The 21771-nt window shown below is 66.4% G+C and carries 24 protein-coding genes; 10 read left to right on the plus strand and 14 right to left on the minus strand.

The window, feature by feature from the left end:
* Positions 1-24: 24 nt before the first annotated feature.
* From hemF to ACFPOB_RS04285, 3 genes are read right to left on the minus strand one after another with little or no spacing between them, the layout of a single operon-like run.
* Positions 25-948 (minus strand): oxygen-dependent coproporphyrinogen oxidase, encoded by a 924-nt coding sequence (gene hemF, locus ACFPOB_RS04275; RefSeq protein ID WP_377796168.1) that lies wholly within the window; start codon positions 946-948, stop codon positions 25-27.
* A 14-nt stretch (positions 949-962) separates the two neighbouring features.
* A complete protein-coding gene (locus ACFPOB_RS04280) occupies positions 963-1436 on the minus strand; it encodes a tRNA (cytidine(34)-2'-O)-methyltransferase (RefSeq protein WP_377796170.1) in 474 nt (157 codons plus the stop codon).
* Positions 1437-1481: 45 nt separating this feature from the next.
* The gene (locus tag ACFPOB_RS04285) at positions 1482-1940 is read right to left on the minus strand and encodes a RidA family protein (protein ID WP_377796171.1); all 459 of its coding nucleotides are present in this window, start codon (positions 1938-1940) and stop codon (positions 1482-1484) included.
* Positions 1941-2217: 277 nt separating this feature from the next.
* Here ACFPOB_RS04285 and ACFPOB_RS04290 point away from each other — a divergent pair, with 277 nt between their 5' ends.
* The 10 genes from ACFPOB_RS04290 to ACFPOB_RS04335 all read left to right on the plus strand — a co-directional run bounded on the left by ACFPOB_RS04290 (position 2218) and on the right by ACFPOB_RS04335 (position 12221).
* Positions 2218-4083 carry an ABC transporter ATP-binding protein gene (locus ACFPOB_RS04290; protein WP_377796173.1) on the plus strand — a complete coding sequence of 622 codons (1866 nt, stop codon included), beginning with the start codon at positions 2218-2220 and terminating at the stop codon, positions 4081-4083.
* Positions 4084-4272: 189 nt separating this feature from the next.
* Positions 4273-4824, plus strand: coding sequence for a ubiquinol-cytochrome c reductase iron-sulfur subunit (petA, locus tag ACFPOB_RS04295; RefSeq protein WP_377796174.1), 552 nt, complete (start codon positions 4273-4275; stop codon positions 4822-4824).
* Between the two features lie 58 nt (positions 4825-4882).
* Positions 4883-6154: a cytochrome b gene (locus tag ACFPOB_RS04300; protein WP_377796176.1), complete on the plus strand. Its 1272-nt coding sequence runs from the start codon at positions 4883-4885 to the stop codon at positions 6152-6154.
* 17 nt (positions 6155-6171) lie between these two features.
* The gene (locus ACFPOB_RS04305; protein ID WP_377796177.1) at positions 6172-7044 is read left to right on the plus strand and encodes a cytochrome c1; all 873 of its coding nucleotides are present in this window, start codon (positions 6172-6174) and stop codon (positions 7042-7044) included.
* Between the two features lie 237 nt (positions 7045-7281).
* The gene (locus tag ACFPOB_RS04310) at positions 7282-8160 is read left to right on the plus strand and encodes an S-methyl-5'-thioadenosine phosphorylase (RefSeq protein WP_377796179.1); all 879 of its coding nucleotides are present in this window, start codon (positions 7282-7284) and stop codon (positions 8158-8160) included.
* Positions 8161-8243: 83 nt separating this feature from the next.
* On the plus strand, positions 8244-8465 hold the full coding sequence (locus tag ACFPOB_RS04315) for a hypothetical protein (protein WP_377796181.1): 222 nt from the start codon (positions 8244-8246) through the stop codon (positions 8463-8465).
* Between the two features lie 94 nt (positions 8466-8559).
* Positions 8560-9105: an adenine phosphoribosyltransferase gene (locus tag ACFPOB_RS04320; protein ID WP_377796183.1), complete on the plus strand. Its 546-nt coding sequence runs from the start codon at positions 8560-8562 to the stop codon at positions 9103-9105.
* A 4-nt stretch (positions 9106-9109) separates the two neighbouring features.
* Positions 9110-10219, plus strand: coding sequence for an S-methyl-5-thioribose-1-phosphate isomerase (mtnA, locus tag ACFPOB_RS04325; protein ID WP_377796185.1), 1110 nt, complete (start codon positions 9110-9112; stop codon positions 10217-10219).
* The gene (locus ACFPOB_RS04330; protein ID WP_377796187.1) at positions 10216-10860 is read left to right on the plus strand and encodes a class II aldolase/adducin family protein; all 645 of its coding nucleotides are present in this window, start codon (positions 10216-10218) and stop codon (positions 10858-10860) included. Before mtnA ends, ACFPOB_RS04330 begins: the two co-directional genes overlap by 4 nt.
* 53 nt (positions 10861-10913) lie before the next feature.
* A complete protein-coding gene (locus tag ACFPOB_RS04335; protein ID WP_377796188.1) occupies positions 10914-12221 on the plus strand; it encodes a GGDEF domain-containing protein in 1308 nt (435 codons plus the stop codon).
* Positions 12222-12233: 12 nt separating this feature from the next.
* Here ACFPOB_RS04335 and ACFPOB_RS04340 read toward each other — a convergent pair whose 3' ends face one another.
* From ACFPOB_RS04340 to ACFPOB_RS04390, 11 genes are all read right to left on the minus strand, one after another.
* On the minus strand, positions 12234-13247 hold the full coding sequence (locus ACFPOB_RS04340) for a MaoC family dehydratase (protein WP_377796189.1): 1014 nt from the start codon (positions 13245-13247) through the stop codon (positions 12234-12236).
* Between the two features lie 130 nt (positions 13248-13377).
* A complete protein-coding gene (gene ychF, locus ACFPOB_RS04345) occupies positions 13378-14475 on the minus strand; it encodes a redox-regulated ATPase YchF (protein WP_377796191.1) in 1098 nt (365 codons plus the stop codon).
* 5 nt (positions 14476-14480) lie between these two features.
* The gene (locus ACFPOB_RS04350) at positions 14481-14927 is read right to left on the minus strand and encodes a PIN domain-containing protein (protein ID WP_377796193.1); all 447 of its coding nucleotides are present in this window, start codon (positions 14925-14927) and stop codon (positions 14481-14483) included.
* On the minus strand, positions 14905-15150 hold the full coding sequence (locus ACFPOB_RS04355) for a ribbon-helix-helix domain-containing protein (protein ID WP_377796195.1): 246 nt from the start codon (positions 15148-15150) through the stop codon (positions 14905-14907). Before ACFPOB_RS04355 ends, ACFPOB_RS04350 begins: the two co-directional genes overlap by 23 nt.
* A 42-nt stretch (positions 15151-15192) precedes the next feature.
* Positions 15193-15807, minus strand: coding sequence for an aminoacyl-tRNA hydrolase (gene pth / locus ACFPOB_RS04360; protein ID WP_377796342.1), 615 nt, complete (start codon positions 15805-15807; stop codon positions 15193-15195).
* A gap of 91 nt (positions 15808-15898) precedes the next feature.
* Positions 15899-16516, minus strand: coding sequence for a 50S ribosomal protein L25/general stress protein Ctc (locus tag ACFPOB_RS04365; protein WP_377796196.1), 618 nt, complete (start codon positions 16514-16516; stop codon positions 15899-15901).
* Between the two features lie 140 nt (positions 16517-16656).
* Positions 16657-18513, minus strand: coding sequence for a putative bifunctional diguanylate cyclase/phosphodiesterase (locus tag ACFPOB_RS04370; protein ID WP_377796198.1), 1857 nt, complete (start codon positions 18511-18513; stop codon positions 16657-16659).
* Between the two features lie 141 nt (positions 18514-18654).
* Positions 18655-19218, minus strand: a complete 564-nt coding sequence (locus tag ACFPOB_RS04375) for a VUT family protein (protein ID WP_377796199.1) — start codon at positions 19216-19218, stop codon at positions 18655-18657.
* Positions 19208-19933: a 7-cyano-7-deazaguanine synthase QueC gene (gene queC / locus ACFPOB_RS04380; protein ID WP_377796201.1), complete on the minus strand. Its 726-nt coding sequence runs from the start codon at positions 19931-19933 to the stop codon at positions 19208-19210. The genes ACFPOB_RS04375 and queC overlap by 11 nt, the downstream gene beginning before the upstream one ends.
* A 95-nt stretch (positions 19934-20028) precedes the next feature.
* Complete coding sequence (locus tag ACFPOB_RS04385) at positions 20029-20973, minus strand: ribose-phosphate pyrophosphokinase (RefSeq protein WP_377796203.1); 945 nt, start codon at positions 20971-20973, stop codon at positions 20029-20031.
* A gap of 212 nt (positions 20974-21185) precedes the next feature.
* A complete protein-coding gene (locus ACFPOB_RS04390; protein WP_377796205.1) occupies positions 21186-21728 on the minus strand; it encodes a hypothetical protein in 543 nt (180 codons plus the stop codon).
* Between the last annotated feature and the right edge of the window lie 43 nt (positions 21729-21771).

A 21771-nucleotide genomic window follows, 5' to 3' on the forward strand; every position in this document is an offset into this window, starting at 1 on the left:
TGCGCTCGCAATGATGATGGTGGCTTACGGCCAGCGGACCGTTGGCGGCATCGAGGACAGGATCGAGGCGACGTTGCCGCCGGTCTTCAGGCCGAAGATCGTGCCGCGGTCGTAGAGCAGGTTGAACTCGACATAGCGGCCGCGGCGGACCTGCTGCTCATGACGCTCGGCCTCGCTCCAGGGCGCCGCCAGATTGCCACGCAGGATACGCGGGTAGATGTCGAGGAAGGCCTCGCCGACCGCCCTGGTGAAGGCGAGATCGGCTTCCGGGTCTCCGGTCCAGAGATAGTCGTAGAAGATGCCGCCGATGCCGCGCGGCTCGTTGCGGTGTTTCAGGTGGAAGTACTCGTCGCACCAGCTCTTGAAGCGTTCGTAGTCGGCGACGCCGGCATGAGCCTCGCAGGGCGCCCGCATCGCGGCATGGAAGGCCTGCGCATCGGGGTCGTCCTGGCTGCGCCGGCGGTCGAGCACCGGAGTGAGGTCGGCGCCGCCGCCGAACCAGGGCTTGGTCGTGACGACGAAGCGGGTGTTCATGTGCACGGTCGGCGCGTGCGGGTTCCAGGGATGGGCGATCAGCGAGATGCCGGTGGCATGAAAGCGCGGGTCCTCGGCCGCGCCTGGAATCTGGGCCGCGAACTCCGGGGCGAAGCTGCCATGCACGGTCGAGACATGGACGCCGACCTTCTCGAAGACGCGGCCCGACATCAGCGACATCACGCCGCCCCCGCCCGGCGCGCCGTCATGGTTGCTGCGCTGCCAGGGCGTGCGGACGAAGCGGCCGGGCTTGTCGGTCTCGGGCGGGAACGGACCGGCAGCCTCGTCCTCGACCTGCTCGAAGGCAGCGCAGATGCGGTCGCGCAGGCTCTCGAACCAGGCGCTGGCGCGTGGCTTCAGGGCTTCGACGACCGCGGGATCGACGGTTGCGTTTGGCGTGGCTTGTGCGGTCATGTGCGGTCTCTTTGTCAGGCGTCGGCCGGCGTGGGGTAGGCGCCGAGCTGACGCAGCGCCTCGCCCACTACCATCGCCGCGGCCATGGCGACATTGAGCGAGCGCAAATCGCGACGCATCGGAATGTGCACGCTGGCCTCGGCGGCAGCATAGACCTCTGGCGGCACGCCGGCCGACTCGCGTCCGACCATGACGATGTCGTCGGGTCTGAACGCGAAGTCGGTATGGGCGCAGGCGCCGTCGGTCTCCGCCAGGACGAGGCGGTGGCCGGCCTCGCGTCGCCAGGCCTCGAAGGCGCGGAAGGAATCGTGGCGCGTCACCGCGGCCCGCTCGATGTAATCCATGCCGGAGCGGCGGAAATTGCGGTCGGAGACGTCGAAGGAGGCCGGCTCGACGATGTCGACGGCGATGCCGAGGCAGGCCGCCAGGCGGATCATGGTGCCGGCGTTCTGCGGGATGTCGGGCTGGTAGAGGGCAAGGCGCAGCATGGGCGCGTCATCCGCGCTGCGCCTGCCGGCGTCAAGGCATCACGCTCAGGGGCGGACGGCGATCGCGACGATCTCGACCTTCGCATCGAGGGGAAGGCGCGCGACCTCGACCGTGGCGCGCGCCGGCGGGGCGGTCTTGAAATAGCTGCCATAGACCCCGTTCATCTTTCCGAAGTCGTTGAGGTCCTTCAGGAAGACGTTGGTCGAAACGACATGGTCCATGGTCAGGCCGTCAGCTTCGAGCACGGCTTTGAGGTTTTCCAGCACCTGCCTGGTCTGATCCTCGATGCCGGCGTCCTTCATGAATTGCTTGGTCTTCGGATCGATCGCGACCTGCCCGGCGAGGAAGACCATGTTCCCGACCTTGATCGCCTGCGAATAGGGGCCGATCGCCTCTGGCGCGTTCGGCGTCGCGATCACCGTCTTGCCAGCGGTTTGGGCAGTGGCGTGTGTCGCCAAGAGGAGTGAGCCAGCCAAGGCGAGGGCGGCATGGAATCTGATCATCAGCGGACCTCCGGAGCGCCGTTTTCCTGCGCGGCGCCACCTCATGCTCTGCGGTGCGGGGAGGCCCGGCAAGCGGGAAACCGGCGTGATTGCGACTTAGGTCGAGAGTCTTTCGTCGTAGGGCCCGCCGCCGCTGCAGGACGGTGGGCTTGCACCACGCTGCGCTCTGCTGTCATGGCATGACGGAGTGGCGCCTTCAGGCTCTGGTCGCGACCCAGCGCGCGCCCCATATCGGCATCGTGCTCACTGTCTGCCCGAGGAGGGCGATCCGACGTCCATGTTCGCCCCTCTCTTCCGTTTCCTTGAAAGCCGCATCGATGTCTTCGCGCCCTTCGACGAGCGGCAGACGCCGCCGACCGGCGTGTTCCGCTTCATGTGGCATCACATCAAGGGCGTGAAGGGCTGGATGGCCCTGATCATGCTGACCGGCCTCGGCTTTTCCGGCATCGAGGCGGCGATGTATCTCATGGTCGGCTGGTTCGTGGACCTTTTGACCAAGAATTCGCCCGAGCAGGTTTTCGGCGAGCATGGCTGGCTGCTGATCGGCGCGGCCATCCTCGTCACCGTTGTCCGGCCGCTGATCTATTTCGCCAACCACGCCATCGTCGATCAGGTGGTGGTGCCGCAGATCACCAACCAAATCCGCTGGCGCAACCATGTCTACACGCTCGGCCACGCGCTCTCCTATTTCCAGAACGATTTCGCCGGCCGGCTGTCGTCCCGGGTGATCCAGGCCGGACAGGCGATCCGCGGCGCGACCATCGAGGTGATCGACGACCTCTGGTACGCGCTGATCTTCGCCTCGGTCGCGATCGGCTTCTTCGGCTCGACCAGCCTTTGGCTCGCCCTGCCGGTGATCGTCTGGCTCGCCGCCTATGTCGTCCTGCTCGTCTACTTCGTGCCGCGGGCCAAGGCGCGCTCCGAAGCGAACTCGCTCGGTCGCTCGACGACCACCGGGCGCATCGTCGACGCCTACACAAACATCCTGACGGTCAAGCTCTTCGCCCGCGCCGACGCCGAGCGCTCGGCCGTGCGCGACTCGTTGACGCGCTGGAACGCCTCGTTCCTCAATCTGTCGCGGCTGATCACCGGCGTCAGCGTCATCCTGCAGACGATGAACAGCCTGCTCGTCGTCGCGACGGCCTGGCTGAGCCTGCATCTGTGGGCGCAGGGCGAGATGACGCCGGGCGCGGTCGCTGCCGCGATCGGTCTCGTGCTACGTCTCGTGCAGATGTCGAGCTGGCTGATCCATCTGGTGCGCGGCATCTTCGAGAACATCGGCTCGGTGCAGGAGAGCATGGAGACGATCGCCAAGCCGCACGACCTGCCGGATGCACCCGACGCTGCGCCGCTGAAGGTCGCGCAGGGCGGCGTGCGCTTCGAGCACATCCGCTTCAACTACGGCAAGCCGGCCGGTCTGTTCGAGAACCTCGACCTGGAGATCAAGCCGGGCGAGAAGATCGGGCTGGTTGGCCCGTCCGGCGCGGGCAAGTCGACGCTGGTCAACCTGCTGCTGCGGCTTTACCCGCTCGATGCGGGCCGCATCCTGATCGACGGCCAGGACATCGCCCATGTGACGCAGGAATCGCTGCGCAGCCAGATCGGCATGGTGACGCAGGATAATTCGCTGTTGCACCGCTCGATCGGCGACAACATCGCCTATGGCCGCATCGGCGCGACGCAGGACGAGATCGCCGCTGCGGCCAAGCGCGCTGCGGCGCATGATTTCGTCCTCGGCCTCACCGACCAGGACGGGCGCCAGGGCTTCGACTCGCGAGTCGGCGAGCGCGGCGTCAAGCTCTCCGGCGGCCAGCGCCAGCGCATCGCGATCGCGCGCGTGCTGCTCAAGGACGCGCCGATCCTGATCCTGGACGAGGCGACCTCGGCGCTCGATTCGGAGGTGGAGGCCGAGATCCAGGCGCAGCTTTCCACATTGATGGAAGGAAAAACCGTGATCGCGATCGCGCACCGCCTCTCCACCATCGCTGCGCTCGACCGGCTGATCGTGCTGGACAAGGGCCGGATCGTCGACATGGGCAGCCATGACGAGTTGGTGCGGCGCGGCGGGCTCTATGCCCGCCTGTGGGCGCGGCAGTCGGGCGGCTTCCTGGCGCTCGCCGACAGCGACCGGATTCCGGCCTGAGCGGCACGCACTGCGGCCTTGCTGCAACGCAGTGGGCTGCGGCACGGGGAACAGTAGACTTCGTCAAAACTGCATGCCAAAGAGCGCGCAGGCGACGCGCCACCGAAAGGGGGCTCTGCGCTCGCGCTCTCATGAGGCGCTTGATGTGTTTCAGCCGGCCAGGCCGGCAGCCGAGCAGGGAACTGGATCGTGGCGCACGCGACCGATACGACTGGCACCGAACCCACCCGCCGCGATTTCCTGATGCTGACGACCGGCGCTTTCGGCGCCGTCGGCGCCGCCGCAGTCGTCGTGCCGCTGGTCAGCCAGCTGGCCCCGGACGCGCAGACCGTCGCCGCTGGCGCGCCGATCGATCTCGATCTCGCCCCGATCGCGGAAGGCCAGGCGATCAAGCTGTTCTGGCGCGGCAAGCTGATCTTCGTGCGCAACCGCACCAAGAAGGAGATCGACGAGGCGCTCGCCGTCAACATCGCGACGCTGCGCGACCCGCAGACCGACCAGCAGCGCACCAAGCCCGGCCATGAGCGGTATCTCGTCGTCTATGGCAGCTGCACCCATCTCGGCTGCGTGCCGCTCGGCAGCGCGCCCGGCGAGCCGAAGGGCGAGTTCGACGGCTGGTTCTGCCCCTGCCATGGCTCGCACTACGATTCCTCCGGCCGTATCCGCAAGGGTCCCGCGCCGCTGAACCTGCCGGTGCCGCCCTACGCGTTCACCGCGGATACCAAGATCAAGATCGGCTGAGCCTCCAAGCAGGCGAGGACGGCATCGAGCGGAATAGAGAGAGCTTGAGGCAAGCAGCATGAGCGGTCACAGCACCTACCAGCCGAAGACGGGGATCGAGCGTTGGCTCGATGCGCGCCTGCCGATCGTGCGGCTGATGCACGATTCGGCGGTCTCCTATCCGGTGCCGCGCAACCTCAACTACTTCTGGACCTTCGGCGGCATCCTGGTGTTCATGCTGGTGTCGCAGATCATCACCGGCGTGATACTGGCGATGCACTACACGCCGAACGCGATCATGGCGTTCAACTCCGTCGAGCACATCATGCGCGACGTGAACTTCGGCTGGCTGCTGCGCTACCTGCATTCCAACGGCGCCTCGATGTTCTTCGTCGCGGTCTACATCCACATCTTCCGCGGCCTCTATTACGGCTCGTACAAGGCGCCGCGCGAGGTGCTGTGGATCCTCGGCGTCATCATCTTCCTCTTGATGATGGCCACGGCGTTCATGGGCTACGTCCTGCCCTGGGGTCAGATGTCCTTCTGGGGCGCGACCGTGATCACCAACCTGTTCTCGGCGCTGCCGGTGATCGGCGAGACGATCGTCACCTTCCTGTGGGGCGGCTACTCGGTCGACAATCCGACGCTGAACCGCTTCTTCTCGCTGCATTTCCTGCTGCCCTTCATGATCGCCGGCGTCGTCGTCCTGCACATCTGGGCGCTGCACCATGTCGGCCAGAACAACCCGACCGGCGTCGAGGTGAAGGACGTGAAGAAGGACACCGTTCCTTTCACGCCCTATGCGACGATCAAGGACCTGTTCGGCATGGTCTGCTTCATGCTGGTCTTCGCCTGGTTCGTCTTCTACCAGCCGAACTTCATGGGCCATGCCGACAACTACATCCCGGCCAACCCGGCTTCGACCCCCGCCCACATCGTGCCGGAATGGTACTTCCTGCCGTTCTACGCGATCCTGCGCGCCATCCCCGACAAGCTCGGCGGCGTCATCGCCATGGGCGGCGCGATCGTGATCCTCGCCTTCCTGCCCTGGATCGACACCTCCAAGGTCAAGTCGATGACCTACCGGCCGATTGCGCGCCAGTTCTTCTGGATGTTCGTGCTGGTCTGCATCGGCCTTGGCTATCTCGGCGCCATGCCGGCCGACGAGCCCTATGTCACGCTCTCGCGCATCCTGACGGTCATGTATTTCGGCTACTTCGTCGCGCTGGCGCTGATCGGCATCTTCGAACGGCCGGCCCAGCTGCCGACCTCTATCGCCGATTCGGTGCTCGGCGGCTCGGGCGCACGCCTTGCCCACGCCACCGCTTCGGAACCGCAGGCCAAGGGCTGAACGAGACCATGAGAAAGATGTCCCTCCGCCTGTCGCTCGTCGGCCTCGCCACTGGCCTTGTCTTCGCTGCCGCCTCGCCGGTCCTCGCTGCCGAGGCTGGCCCGAAGCCGCCGGCGCAGAGCTGGTCGTTCTCCGGCCCGTTCGGCAAGTTCGACCAGGCCCAGCTGCAGCGCGGCTTCAAGGTCGCCAAGGAAGTCTGCGCCAGCTGCCATGCGATGAGCCTGATCCGGTTCCGCAACCTGTCGCAGCCGGGTGGCCCGGGCTTCACGACCTCGCAGGTTGCGGCGCTGGCCGCGAGTTATACGAACATCAAGGACGGCCCGAACGAGGCCGGCGAGATGTTCGAGCGTCCCGGTCGTCCGGCCGACGCCTTCCCGGCGCCTTTCCCGAACGAGCAGGCGGCGCGCGCCGCCAATGGCGGCGCCTATCCGCCGCCGATCGACATGCTGGCCAAGGCGCGCACCTATACGCGCGGTTTCCCGACCTTCATCTTCGACATCTTCACCCAGTACCAGGAGCAGGGGCCGGACTACATCGTCGCGCTCCTGACCGGCTACGGCGATCCGCCGAAGGACTTCCCGCCGCTGCTGCCTGGGCAGAACTACAACACCTATATGCCCGGCCACCTGATCGCGATGCCGAAGCCGTTGAACGACGGCCAGGTCGAGTATCCGAAGGGGCCGGACGGCAAGTCGCCGGTCCCGGAGACTGTCGAGCAGTATTCGAAGGACGTCGCCGCCTTCATGATGTGGATGGCGGAGCCACATCTCGAGGCGCGCAAGCGCCTGGGCTTCCAGGTGATGATTTTCCTGGCGCTCTTCGCCGGCCTGCTCTACTTCACCAAGAAGAAGATCTGGGCCCGCCTGCCCGAGCATGCCTCGACGCACTGAGTGAGACAGAATTGATGAGGGCCCCGGAAACGGGGCCTTTTTCGTTTGCGGGCGAGGGTTTTCCCGTCATTGCGAGGAGCGTCAGCGACCAAGCAATCCGGGGAGCATAGAACACTGCCACCCCCGGATTGCTTCGCTACGCTCGCCATGACGGCCAGCTTTCCGGCGAGGGGCGCCGTCGTGTTACGGCTGTCACGAATCTCGATCCTTATCCGGGCAATGATCGGAGACTAGGGCATGGCTGAAGCGGTTCTGGGCATCATCGGCGGCTCCGGCATCTACGATTTGCCGGGCCTGACCGAGCTGCGCGAGGAGCGGATCGAGAGCCCCTGGGGCGAGCCGTCGGACGTGCTCCGGATCGGGCGGATCGGGCAGACGAAGATCGTCTTCCTGCCGCGCCATGGCCGCGGCCATGCGATTCCCCCCTCTGAGATCAACTACCGCGCCAATATCGACGTGCTGAAGCGGGCAGGGGTCACCGACCTCGTCTCGCTCTCGGCCTGCGGCTCCTACAAGGCCGAGCTCTATCCCGGCCTGTTCGTCCTGGTCGACCAGTTCGTCGACCGCACCACCGGCCGCGCCAGCTCCTTCTTCGGCAAGGGCTGCGTCGCGCATGTGTCGGTGGCACATCCGGTCGGCCCGGCGCTGCAGGAGCGGATCGCGGCTGCGGCCACCGCCGAGGATCTGGCCTTCGTCAGGGGCGGCACGCTCGTCACCATGGAAGGCCCGCAATTCTCCACGCTGGCGGAATCGCTGACCTATAAGGGCCTCGGCTACGATCTGATCGGCATGACGGCGATGCCGGAGGCCAAGCTCGCGCGCGAGGCCGAGATCACCTACGCCACCGTCGCCATGGTGACCGACTATGATTGCTGGCACGAGGAGCACGGCGCGGTCGACGTCGCCGCCGTCATTGCTGTGCTGCACGCCAATGCCGACAAGGCCCGCCGGCTGGTGGCGCGGCTCGCCGCCGATTTTCCGCGCGAGCGCGAGCCCTGCCCAGCCGGATCGCACAATGCCCTCGACTTCGCCATCGTCACCGCGCCGGAGCACCGCGACCGCGCGCTCCTCGCCAAGCTCGACGCGGTGGCAGGGCGAGTGCTGAACGGCCGATGATCGCGACGGAATGAATGCGGTCAGCCGACGTTCAGGCTAAGGGGAGCATGTCGGCTCCCTCGATGCTACCACGGAGCTGCCCGATGCGACCGTTCACCCTGGCCTTCATCGCCCTCTGCGCCGCCGGCCCGGCTGTCGCCGGCAACACCTCGTCGAACTCGAGCTCGAATTCATCCAATGGCGTTCACACTCGGGTCGACACCATCATCCGCGACGATGATCGCGGCCGCCGGCGCGTCTATGAGCGCCGAAGCTATCGCGACGAGCGGCAATGGCGCGCCCCGCGTCGCTATTGGCGCGACTGACCTGCGGAGCAGGCGGCGCTGCCCGGTTCGCAGCGCCGTTTCCGCCGGCCGCGCCTTGGGTTAAGAGAAGGCGCCCCAGCCGATGGACGAATGCATGGACCGCAGCGCCCTCGCCGACCTGAAGAATGCGATCCGGACGATCCCCGATTATCCGGCGCCGGGGATCCAGTTCCGCGACATCACTACATTGCTCGGCGATGCCCGTGCCTTTCGGCGCGCCGTGGATGAGCTGGTGCAGCCCTTCGCCGGGCTGAAGATCGCCAAGATCGCCGGTATCGAGGCGCGCGGCTTCATTCTCGGCGGCGCGGTGGCGCATCAGCTCTCCGCCGGCTTCGTGCCGGTGCGCAAGAAGGGCAAGCTGCCGCATGAGACGGTCGGCATGCCCTATTCGCTCGAATACGGCTCCGACGAGATCGAGGTGCACAAGGATGCCGTCTCGCGCGGCGAGCGCGTGCTCTTGGTCGACGACCTCGTCGCCACCGGCGGCACGGCCGAGGCGGCGGTGAAGCTGCTCTCCTCGCTCGGGGCCGAGGTCGTCGCCGCCTGCTTCATCATCGACCTGCCGGACCTCGGCGGCGCCGATAGGGTCAGGCGACTCGGCGTGCCGGTGCGCACGCTGGTTTCCTTCGCGGGGCATTGAAGCGATGAAGATCCACGGGCGGCATTACCGCACGATCTGGCTCGACGATGACGGCTGGGGCGTCATCGTCATCGACCAGACGCGATTGCCCTTCCATTTCGAGACGGTGAGGCTCGCGACCGCCGAGGCGGCGGCCCATGCGATCCGTCATATGACGGTGCGCGGGGCCCCGCTGATCGGCGCGACCGCCGCCTATGGCGTCGCGCTGGCGCTGCGGGTCGATGCCTCCGATGCCGCGCTGGAGCAGGCGCTCGCTTTGCTCGGCGCGACCCGGCCGACGGCGGTCAACCTGCATTGGGCACTGGCGCGGATGCGCGAGCGTCTGATCGGCCTGCCGGAAGCGGAGCGCGTCGGCGCAGCCTATGCCGAAGCGGGCGCGATCTGCGACGAGGATGTCGCGCTCTGCCGCGCCATCGGCGAGCACGGGCTCGGCGTGATCCGCGAGATCGCCGAGAAGAAGCCGGCGGGCGAGCCGGTGAACATCTTGACCCATTGCAATGCCGGCTGGCTCGCCACCGTCGACTGGGGCACGGCGCTGGCGCCCATCTATCTGGCGCATGATGCCGGCATCCCGGTCCATGTCTGGGTCGACGAGACGCGGCCGCGCAACCAGGGCGCGGCCTTGAGCGCCTATGAGCTCGGCAGCCATGGCGTGCCGCATGCCGTGATCGTCGACAATGCCGGCGGGCATCTGATGCAGCATGGCCAGGTCGACATGGTCATCGTCGGCACCGACCGGACGACCGCGACCGGCGACGTCGCCAACAAGATCGGCACCTATCTCAAGGCGCTGGCGGCCAAGGACAACGGCGTGCCGTTCTATGTGGCGCTGCCCTCGCCGACGATCGACTGGAGGCTTGCCGACGGGCTGAAGGAGATCCCGATCGAGGAACGGGCGGGGCGTGAGGTCACGCATCTCTTCGGCCAGGGCGAGGATGGCAGCACCGGCTTCTTCCAGGTCGCGGCGCCCGGCAGCCCGGCCTGCAACCCGGCCTTCGACGTGACGCCGGCGCGGCTCGTCACCGGCCTGATCACCGAGCGCGGCATCGCGCCGGCGAGCGCCGAGGGGCTGGCAAGGCTCTTTCCCGAGATGACGAGCGGTGTGGCGGCATGAGTGAGCATACCCTGCGCGAGGAGATCGTCGCGGTTGCCCAGGCGATCGACGAGGCCGGTTTCTGCCCCTCGAAATCGGGCAATGTCTCCGCCCGCTTTCGCGACGGGCTGCTGATCACGCCCTCGGGCCTGCCTTACGCGCAGACGAAGCCGGAGGACCTGATCTATCTCGCCCTCGACGGAAAGGTTCTGGGCGGCAGCCGCAAGCCCTCGTCCGAATGGCCGTTCCACACCGAGATCTACAAAGCGCGCCCGGATGCGCATGCGATCGTCCATACGCATTCGCCGCGCGCTACGGCGCTATCTTGTGCGCGGCGCGGCATCCCGGCTTTCCACTACATGATCGCGCTCTGCGGCGGCGCCGATGTCCGCTGCGCCGATTATGCCACCTTCGGTTCGCCGGAGCTGGCGGCGAACGCCGTCAGGGCGCTGGAGGGCCGCAAGGCGGTGCTGCTCGCCAATCATGGCGTGATCGCCCTCGGCGCTACGCTGGCTGGCGCGCACACCATTGTCGCCGAGGTCGAGAACCTCGCCGGGCAGTATCTCGATCTGCTGGCCAGCGGGCTCGAGCCGGTCATTCTCGATGCCGCGGAAATGGCGCGCGTCTCGGCAAAGTTCGCGGGATACGGGAAAGTCGGCTGATCTTAGGCGCTCATCTCACCCGTTGTTAACGGCTCTCGTCTAATGACGGCGGGATGAAGCTCTCGCGCTATCTGCTCGACTCGCTTGACGCCCTCGGTATCGGCGTTTGCGAATACGATGGAGAGATGCGAGCCCTCTGCTGGAACCAGACCTTCCTGCAGATATTTCCCGAGGATGACGGCGAGATCTATGTCGGCGAGCCCTATGCCGACAATCTCCTGCGCTTCTATCGCCTTCGACTCTCGCCCGAGGAAATGCCGGACATCGCGCGGCACGTCGCCGAAGGCGTGACGCGCCACGAGAACCAGACGCAGCCCTTCGAATTCATCCACAATGGCCGCAAGCTGCGCGCCTCTTCGCTGCGGGCTCCGGATGGCGGGCGTGTTCGGCTGTGGCAGCCGCTCGATGTCGAGACCAGCGCCGAGACGGCACCCGAGCTGGTGCTGCCGGTGATGGATGCGCTCCGCTTCATCCCGGACGGCGCCACCATTCTCGATGCCAAGGAACGGGTCATCGCGGCGAACGACGCCTTCCGGCGGCTCTATGATCTGCCGCGCGGCGCTCCGGTGGTGGGACGCACCCTGGACGACATCATCGCCTGGTGCTGGCGCGGCGCTTCGCCGGTCGGAGCCTGGCGCGCCGCGATCAGCAACGGTTTGTGCTATGACGGCGTGCCTTTCGAGATCGAATTGCCGGGCCAGCGTTGGCTCCGGCTGATCGCGCGGCATGGCAAGGGTGGCGTCAGCTTCTTCACCCATGCCGACATCACCGTCGCCAAGCGCCAGCAGATGGAGCTGCTGGAGGCGCAGGAAGCCCTGCGCCGGGCCAATGCCGCGCTGGCGGAACTCGCCGAGACCGATGGGCTGACCGGCCTTGCCAATCATCGCCGCTTCGTGGCGCGCCTCGCCGAAGCCGCCGCGCGGTCGGAGCCGCTGTCGCTGATGATGATCGACGCCGATCACTTCAAGACAATCAACGACCGTTTCGGCCATCTTGTCGGCGATGCCTGTCTCAAGGCCATTGCCGAGGTCATCTCGGCTCAGGTGCCGCCGACATCGGCTTTGGTCGCCCGGATCGGCGGCGAGGAGTTCGGCGTCCTGCTCGGCAACACGTCGATCGAGGCGGCGCAGGACGTCGCGACAGCGATCCGCCGCGCCTTGCGGCGCGCACCGTGGCGGCTGCTCCATGACGAGCTGGCGGGTGTGACCGTCTCGATCGGCCTGTGCGCGGGCGAGGGGCCGCTGGACGGCAAGAGCCTCCAGGCCCGCGCCGACGAGGCGCTCTATGCCGCCAAGCGCAATGGCCGCGATCGCATCGAGCTGGCGATCCCGTCGGCAGCTCCGCGACTGATCGCCAGCTGACCGGTGCCGAACTCAGCCCGGCTTGCGCTCGATGAAGACGCAACCGTCGAAGCTGAACACCGTCTCGCCGTTCTGATTTACGCCGGTGTTGTGGTGGAAGAACAGGCCCCATTCCGGCCGCGACAGGCTCGCGCGCTTGTCGGCGACGGTCGAGTGATAGGTGATGCGGTCGCCGGCATAGACCGGCTTCAGCCAGCGCAGGTTGTTGAAGCCGGGCGAGGGGCCGAGCCTTGGGGCCACGCTTGGGGCGAGCATGGCCTCCTGCCGGCGGCGATGGCTGACCATCGACGCCATCCAGCCTGCCGCCGTATGCCAGCCAGAGGCGCATAGCGCGCCGAAAGAGCTCCGGCGCGCCGCTTCCTCGTCCATGTGAAAGGGCTGCGGATCGAAGGAGCGGGCGAAGGCGACGATCTCCTCCGGCGTGAAGAGGAGGCTGCCGAGCTCGTAGTTCTCGCCGATGACGAGCTCGTCGAAGAAGCCGGGAGGGGCCGTCGGCCTGCTAGGCGGCTCGACGCGGACGATCGCCTGCGGCGGCTCGTAGCTCACCGAATGCCTGAGCCAGTCGCCGCGTGGCGTCTCGAAACCGGAGCCGCGGCGGCCGAACATGATCCAGTTGTTCTGCTCGACCACCGGCTCGCCGCGCTGGTTGATCAGCTCGAGCCGGAACTTCACCAGCCCCATCTCCGGGCGTGAACGCGATTCCTTGGTCTCGACGGCGGTCCAGCGCAGCGTCAGCACATCGCCGGGCTTCACCGGCCGCAGCCATTTGACCTCCTCGATGCCGGGCGAGCCCATCGAGGTCGCGTCGAGGAGGAAGCCCTCCGCCACCAATCGCATCAGCAGGGCGCAGCTGTGCCAGCCGGAGCCGATCAGAGAGCCGACGAAGCTCGACTTCGCCTTCTCCGGGTCGATGTGGAAGTCCTGCGCGTCGAAACGCCGGGCGAAGGCGAGGATATCGTCCTGCGAGACGGGAAGCGCGCCGTATTCGTTCACGGCGCCGGCGACGAAGTCCTCGAAATAGCGCATCGGTAGCCCATCTCACTGATCTGGCCCGCATTCTGCTCGCGCGGCCACGCGTGATCGAGCCGAAAACGCGCAAACTCCGAATGCTCAGCAGACATGGCGCCGGAGCGGATTGCGCTCCGGCGATGCAAGCTCAGTTGGCGAAGCGGAAGTGCAGCACGTCGCCGTCGGCGACGATGTATTCCTTGCCTTCGAGCCGGAACTTGCCGGCCTCACGCGCGCCCGCCTCGCCCTTGTTGGCGACGTAGTCGTCATAGGCGATGGTCTCGGCGCGGATATAGCCCTTCTCGAAATCGGTATGGATCACGCCGGCGGCCTGCGGCCCCTTGGTGCCCTTCTCGATCGTCCAGGCGCGGGCTTCCTTGGGGCCGACGGTGAAATAGGTGACGAGGTTGAGCAGCGCGTAGCCGGCGCGGATCACCCGGTTGAGGCCGGGCTCGTCGAGGCCGACGGCTTCGAGATAGTCCTTCTGGTCGGCGGCCGGCAGAACTGCGATCTCGCTCTCGATCTTGGCCGAGACGACGACCGCGACCGCGCCTTCCTCGGCGGCGCGGGCCTTGACCTGCGCGGAGAAGCTATTGCCCTTGTCGGCGCTGGCTTCCTCGACATTGCAGACATAGAGCACGGGCTTGGAGGAGAGCAGGCCGAGCATCTCGAAGGCGCGGCGCTCCTCGGGCGCGACCTGGACGAGGCGGGCCGGCTTGCCCTCGCGCAGCAGCACGAGGCAGCGGTTCATCAGGTCGGCCGCTTCCTTGGCTTCCTTGTCGCCGGACTTGGCCTTCTTCTCCAGCGGCAGGATGCGCTTTTCGAGGCTTTCGAGATCGGCAAGCATCAGCTCGGTCTCGATCGTCTCGATGTCGGCGATCGGAGCGATCTTGCCCTCGACATGGGTGATGTCGCTGTCCTCGAAGCAGCGCACGACATGGGCGATGGCGTCGCATTCGCGGATGTTGGCGAGGAACTGGTTGCCGAGGCCCTCTCCCTTGGAGGCGCCGCGCACCAGGCCGGCGATGTCGACGAAGGTCAGCCGGGTCGGGATGATCTCCTTCGAGCCGGCGATCGCAGCGAGCTTTTCCAGCCGCTCATCGGGCACGGCGACATCGCCGACATTCGGCTCGATCGTGCAGAACGGATAGTTTGCTGCCTGCGCCGCCGCCGTCTGCGTCAGCGCGTTGAAGAGGGTCGACTTGCCGACATTCGGCAGGCCGACGATACCGCATTTGAAGCCCATGGTGCTCAGTTCTTGCTCAGGAAGGAAACGGGATCGACCTTGAAGGGGTTGATGATCGTGAGGGAGCCATAGCGCTCACCGTGGCTCATGTCTTCCGAAAGGAAATGGCTGCAGCCGGCATTCGCCGCCGAAGCGATGAGAAGGCAGTCGAACCACTGGTAGCCGAGCGCCTCGCGCACATCCCAGGCGTTGTCCATCTCGGCGGCGCTGAGCGGGGCGGCGCCATAGGATGCCAGCAATCCAACCTCATTGCGTAGGGCTTCGAGCGCGCGCGATCGCTCGTTCAACAGCAGCCATCGCGTGAATTCGTTCAGGACCTGGAGGTTGGTAAGAAGCTGCCGGCGGTCTGCCAGGATTTCGAGCCACTGCCGTGCCTGCTCGCGCTTGTCATGCTCCCTCTGGTCTCGCGCATAGATGAGGACATTGGTATCAACGAACACGCGAGCGGTCATAAATCTGCTCTCGACTCGGCGCCTTGCCATTCTCGTCAGTCAGATCGTAGAGCGGCCCGGACAAAAACTGCCGCATGGCTTGGCCGGGATCGGCGGTACGCGAGCCGATCCGCTCCTCGGCCAGATCTGCCATGAACTTGGACACGCTCTTGCCGGCCTTGGCAGCCTCGATCCGCAGCTTCGCGAGCGTCTGCTCGGGCAAAGTGATGGTCACGTTCTTCATTGCACACCTCGGGCACAGATATCGTGTTCCCGTGTTTTCGTGTCAATCGGTTGCCTTCTCGCCGAGGCGCTTCACCGCGCCATGGCCGCGCGCCTCCATGAAGAGGTGGACCTTGTTCTGGAAGCCGGCATCGTCATGGGCGGCGAGCATTGCGGCATTGTCGGCGCAGGCCGTGCAGAGATCCTCGACCCAGGGCTCCTCGGCCTTGCCGAAATCGTTGAGGACATAGGCGTGAACCAGCGCCTTGTCGCCGGGATGGCCGATGCCCATCCGCACCCGGCAATAGTCGTTGCCGATCGCGGCGGTGGTCGACCGCAGCCCGTTATGGCCGGCATTGCCGCCACCGAGCTTCACCCGCAGCTTGGCAGGGGCCAGGTCGAGCTCGTCATGGAACACGATGACGTCGGCGGGCGCGACCTTGAAGAAGCGCGCGGCCTCGCCGATCGCGCGGCCGGACTCGTTCATGTAGGTTTGCGGCATCAGGAGAAGGGCCTTTTCGCCGCCTATGACAGCCTCGCAGGCCTGCCCTTGGAAGCGGGCGCGCCAAGGCGCGGCACGGACGGCGCGGGCGATCGCTGCGACCGCCATGAAGCCGATATTGTGGCGGTTGCGGGCATAGCGTTGGCCGGGATTGCCGAGGCCGGCGAAGATCAGCATCGTTCCAAGGTCCATGTGCCTGCGATCAATGCAAAAACGGCCGGGCATGCCCGGCCGTCTTCAAGCGTTTCGTTCCGGCAGGAACGTAAGCTCAGGCCTTGGCCGCTTCGGCTTCGGCCTCTTCGGCGGCGGGCGCTTCCTCCTCGACCGTCGGCGGGATGATCGTGACCAGGGTCAGCTCCCTCGTCGCGGTCAGGGTAACGCCGGCCGGAAGCTTGAGAGCGTCGCCATGCAGCGTGTCACCGACTTCGAGACCCGCGACGGACACTTCGATGAACTCCGGGATGCGCTCGGGGGCGACTTCGATTTCGAGCGAGTGCTCGACGATCTGCAGGGCGCCGCCGTTCTTCAGGCCAGGCGACTCCTCCTGGCCGACGACGTGCAACGGAACCTCGACCTTGATGGTCTGGCCGGCAGCGACGCGCAGGAAGTCGACGTGGATCGGAAAGTCCTTGACCGGATCGAGCTGGTAGTCGCGCGGAATGGCACGCGTCTTCTTCCCGTCGACGTCGATCTCGAACAGCGTGGTCAGGAAGTGACCAGCATAGATCATCTGGCGGGTCTTGTTGGCATCGAGCGCGATGGCGACGGGCGCTTCGCCCGCACCGTAGATCACGGCGGGAGTGAGGCCCTGGCGACGAACTGCCCGGGCGGCCCCCTTGCCGACCTGGGCGCGCGCCGAAGCCTGGATCTGCTTCACGGCGGTCATGTGTATGGTCCTTGCTTCTTAAAAGACATGGCCGCCTACGGCGGCCATTGCGGTTTGCGCCCCTGCCTCCAAGGGTGTCAGTGGAGCGCAGGCACGCTCATAGGCGAAACCGCAGGCAATCTCAAGTCCGCAGCCGGATTTCAGGCGGCGGTGGCGGCCGGACGCGGCAATGAGCCTGCGGCGGACCTGCGGAAGCTGCCAACGAAGGCAGCGACCGCCTCAGCCGGCATCGGCCGGGCGTAGAGATAACCTTGGCCGAGCCTGCAGCCCATCCCGACGAGGCGCCGCGCCTGTCCTTCGCTCTCGATCCCTTCGGCCACGATCCGCATGCCGAGCCGGCTGGCGATGCTGATCAGCGCCTCGACGATCGCGCCGCTCCTGGTCCCGCCTTCGATGCCGCCAACGAAGGATCTGTCGATTTTGATCGCATCGACCGGGAAGTCGAGCAAATGGGTGAGCGAGGCAAAGCCAGTGCCGAAATCGTCGAGCGCGACCTGGATGCCGCGCTCGCGCAGGGCTTGCATAGTTCGTGCGACGCCGTCGCGACGTCCGCCCATAATCACCTGCTCGGTGATCTCGACCACGAGGTGTTCGACGGGCACCTGCGCACGCTCGAAGGCCCTGACGATGCGCTGGACCAGGTCGCCCTTCTGGAAATCAGCCGAGGTCACATTGAGACCGATATGGTGTATCGGCAGGCCTTCGCGCTGCCATTGCGCCATGTCGGCCGCAATAGCGGCCAGCATCTGGGCGGAAATGCGATGGGCGAGCTTGGGATCGTGCAAGGCGTCCTGGAACTCGCCGGCCGCCACGACGCGCCCGTCGTCCAGGCGCAAGCGGGCCAGGGCCTCCATGCCCCGGATCTCGCCATTGTCGAGCCGGACGACCGGTTGATAGTAGGGTACCAGATGGCCGGCGCTCAAAGCATCGTCGACCGTCCGAACCGTCTGAATGCGGCGGGTCATCGAGGTCCGCAAGCCACCCTTGAAGCGGACATAACCGCCGCGCCGCGTTTCCTTGGCGTGGTAGAGCGCGAAATCGGCGTTCTGACGCAGGGTGACGCTGTCGGCGCCGTCCTCTCCGGCGATGGCGCCGCCGATGGTGACGCTCGGGACGATGGTGGTTCCCTCGCAGTCGATCGGCGTGTCCATCGCGGCGAGAATCGCGCTGGCGACGCTGCGCAACTGCCCGGCCTTGTCGCAATCTGGCAGAAGGACGGCGAATTCGTCGCCGCCGATCCTGAACGCCGTGCCTTCCGGCGCGACCGCGGCGAGCCGCGAGCCGATGGCTTCGATCAGCAGATCGCCGACGGCGTGGCCCATGGTGTCGTTGACCGCCTTGAGGTGGTCGATGTCGATCAGCATCAAACCGAAACCAGACCGGGATCCGCTCGTCGTCTCGGCGATCGCCTCGTTGAAGCGAGCCCGGTTCGGCAGGCCGGTCAGCGTGTCGAAATAGGCGAGGCGATGATTGCGGGCGCTCACCTCCGCATGCTCGATCGCGATGGCGCAGAGATGCACGCAGGTCGCTACGATCCGGCGCTCGAACGGCGTGGCGCCGCGCGGTTCGCGATAATAGAAGGCGAAGCTGCCGACCACGCGCCCGTCGCGCGCCGCGATCGGGCTCGACCAGCAGGCGTTGAGGCCGAGCGGAAGCACGAGCTCGCGATAGCCTTCCCAGTGTGGATCGGTGGCGATATCGGTCACTTCGACCGGGCTTTTGCGATAGATCGCCGTGCCGCAGGAGCCGACGCGCGGGCCGATCGGCGTGCCGTCGACCGCTTCGCCATAGGCGGGCGGCAGGCTCGGGGCGGCGAGGGCGCGGAGCCTGAAATCATCATCGACGGTGACGACCGAGCAGACCACGCCGGGCGCCAGAGCTTCGACGCGCTTGCATAGGTCGACCATCACGACGGCCAGCTCTTCGCCGCGCGCGATCGATTCCAGGATGGCGTTTTGCAGGGATTGCAGACGCTCGACGGAATCGTGACGACGCATCGGGACACTCGGCAGGACGGGAGTAACATCATGCCGCCGGGGCATGAAATCGCCGTTTCCCGCTTAGGTCGAATTGTTGGCTTTCGGATCTTCAGGCGAGCAAGCTGATAGAAACTGCTTAAAAACGAACGTGCTCCCGGCTCAGGCGGGAGAGAGCCCGATCCGCTCGTCGCGCCGGCGCAAAAGATGCATCAGCGGCACGGCCAGCAGCACCATCCAGGCCTTGCCGATGATCTGTCCGCTCAGGAAGTCGAGGCTGCCGAAGGCGAGCCAGAGGAAGACCAGGCTGTCGACGACAAGGCCGATGACACTGGAGGCGGCCACGGCGGCGACGAAATTGCGCTTCTGCAGTGGGGTGTAGACCGCGAAGTCGGTCAGCTCGGACAGGAGGAAGGCCGCAACCGAAGCGACGACGATCGCGGGCGGCGCCAGCAGCCCCGAGATCAGCGCGCCGACGGCGATGGCTCCGAGCGCCGCTGCAGGCCCGAGCCGCCGCTGGACGATGTCGCGCAGGACGAGGGCAAGGCCGATCATCAGCACGCCGCTGGGCGCCTTGATCCCCGGTGCGACCGGGACAAGGCAGGGGCCGTTCGGCACGCAGACCGTGCCAACATTGCCGATCAGCCAATTGGCGATCGGGATCGTCAGAGTGAAGAGGGCGAGCGCGATCAGGCCCTCGATACGGCGTTGCCGGTCAATCATCATGGTTCGGTCCGCTATCGTTCGGCGAGGCCTCATAGGCCGCAAAGCCCCTGGCTCGCAAGTCGCATGCCGGGCAGTGGCCGCAGCCATAGCCCCAAGGATGACGTTTGCTGCGGTCGCCGAGATAGCAGCTATGGCTTTCCTCGACCACCAGATCGAGGAGAGCCCCGCCGCCGAGCGCCCTGGCTAGGGCGAAGGTCTGCGCCTTGTCGCGCCACATCAGCGGCGTGTGCAGCACGAACCTGCGGTCGAGCCCGAGGCCGAGCGCGACCTGCATCGCCTTGATCGTGTCGTCGCGGCAGTCGGGATAACCGGAATAATCAGTCTCGCAGACGCCGAGCACGATGTGCTTGCAATCGCGGCGATAGGCCAGCGCCGCAGCGAAGGTCAGGAAGATCAGGTTGCGGCCGGGAACGAAGGTGGTCGGCAGGCCGGTCTGCGCGAAGGCGATCTCGCTCTCGCTGGTCAGCGCGGTGTCGGAGATTGCCCCTAACGTCTTGAGGTCGAGGAGATGATCCGGCCCGAGCCGGTCGGCATAGGTCGGCGACAGGGCGGGCAGCTTCGCCAGGATCGTTTCGCGGCAGTCCAACTCGACGCGATGACGCTGGCCGTAGTCGAAGCCGACGGTCTCGGTCGCGCTGAAGCGCTCCAGCGCCCAGGCAAGTGCGGTAGTGGAATCCTGGCCGCCGGAGAAGAGGACGAGGGCGCGCGCTGTCATGGCCGGTCCTTTCTCAAGTCTCAGCCCTCATCCTGAGGAGCAGCCGAAGGCTGCGTTTCCTCAGGATGAGCGCTGCGGGGAAAAGCTACAAAAGCTCAATCGAACAGGCTGGAGACGCTCGACTCGCTGGCGGTGCGCTCGATCGCCTCGCCCATCAGCCCGGCAATCGAGATGACGCGGATGTTGCGCGCCACCTTCACCGCTTCGGTCGGCATGATCGAATCGGTGATCACCAGCTCCTTCAGCTTGGAGGAGGCGATACGAGCGACTGCGCCGCCGGAGAGCACGCCATGGGTGATGTAAGCGTAAACCTCCTTGGCGCCCTGGGCGAGCAGCGCTTCGGCGGCGTTCACCAGCGTGCCGCCGGAATCGACGATGTCGTCGAGCAGGATGCAGGAGCGGCCCTCGACCGTGCCGATGATGTTCATGACTTCCGACTCGCCCGGCCGGTCGCGGCGCTTGTCGACGATGGCGAGCTGGGCGTCGATGCGCTTGGCGAGCGCGCGGGCCCGGACCACGCCGCCGACGTCGGGCGAGACGACCATGGCGTTCTTCCAGTCGAGCCGGTCCTTGATGTCGCGCGCCATCAGCGGGGCGCCGAACAGGTTGTCGGTCGGGATGTCGAAGAAGCCCTGGATCTGGCCGGCATGCAGGTCGAGAGTCAGCACGCGGTCGACGCCGGCATGGGTGATCAGGTTGGCGACCAGCTTGGCTGAGATCGGGGTGCGGCCGGAGGCGCGTCGATCCTGCCTGGCATAGCCGAAATAGGGGATCACCGCCGTGATGCGCCGGGCCGAGGAGCGGCGCAGCGCATCGGTAATGATCAAAAGCTCCATCAGGTGGTCATTGGTCGGGAACGAGGTCGACTGGATGATGAAGACATCCTGGCCGCGGACGTTCTCCTGAATCTCGACGAAGATCTCCATGTCGGCGAAGCGCCGGACCTGGGCCCGGGCGAGCGGTACGTCGAGATGGTTGCAGATGGCTTCGGCAAGGGCGCGGTTGGAATTGCCGGCGACGACTTTGAAGGAAGAGGGCATGCCGGGGCGCACCAGAAACGCAGAAAAAGGCGAACCGTCCGAGCGGGGGCGGCCCAGTTTCGAAGCGCTCATAACAGCGTGATGACGCCGAGTCGACAAAAGAGGCGCGGCATCCCCATGCAAATGCTGCGCTGCACCGAATGGCGGTGCACGTTTCGCGGGATATCCTGGATCGACTCGACCCGGGGGGCTCCAGGTCGAGCGAGAAAGCCCTAGCGCTTCTTGTCGGGCGCTGCCTGGGCGGTGCGGGTCTTGTCCTTGGCGTCCGGCTTCGCCTCCGGCACCGGCGCGGTCGTCAGGAAGCTCGCGATCGCATCCGCCGATTCGGAGGCGGCCTTGGCGACGATGGTCTGGTCGATGCCGGCCCAGGGATCGGAGCCGCCGCCGCGCCGGCCGAGGCTCTCGCCCTGGACCCGCTGGGCGCGCTTCTTGCTCTCGTCATAGACGTCCCAGACGAAGGCGAGGGCGGTCTGGCCATCCTCGGTCGGCTGGGCGGTGAGATAGCCGCGCACCCGGAAACGGGCGGGCTTGTCGCCGGGGACGATCTCCATCTTGCGCTCGGCGGCGGCCTCGCCGAGCAGGCCGGCGAAATGCGCCGTCACCTGATCGGGCGCGCCCGAGATGCTTTGGACCGAGACCGGAACGCCCGGCGCATCGACACGCGGACGCGCCGCGGTGGTGGTGGTTTCCTGGCAGCCCGCGAGCACAAGCGCAGCGAGCGGCCCCAGGACGAGGCCGTTAAAACGTACCGACATGACGCCTCCCGCCCATTGTTTGGGCTCGGATTGCTGGTCTTCC

This window comes from Allobosea eneae, assembly GCF_042657265.1.
Classification (GTDB): Bacteria; Pseudomonadota; Alphaproteobacteria; order Rhizobiales; family Beijerinckiaceae; genus Allobosea; species Allobosea eneae.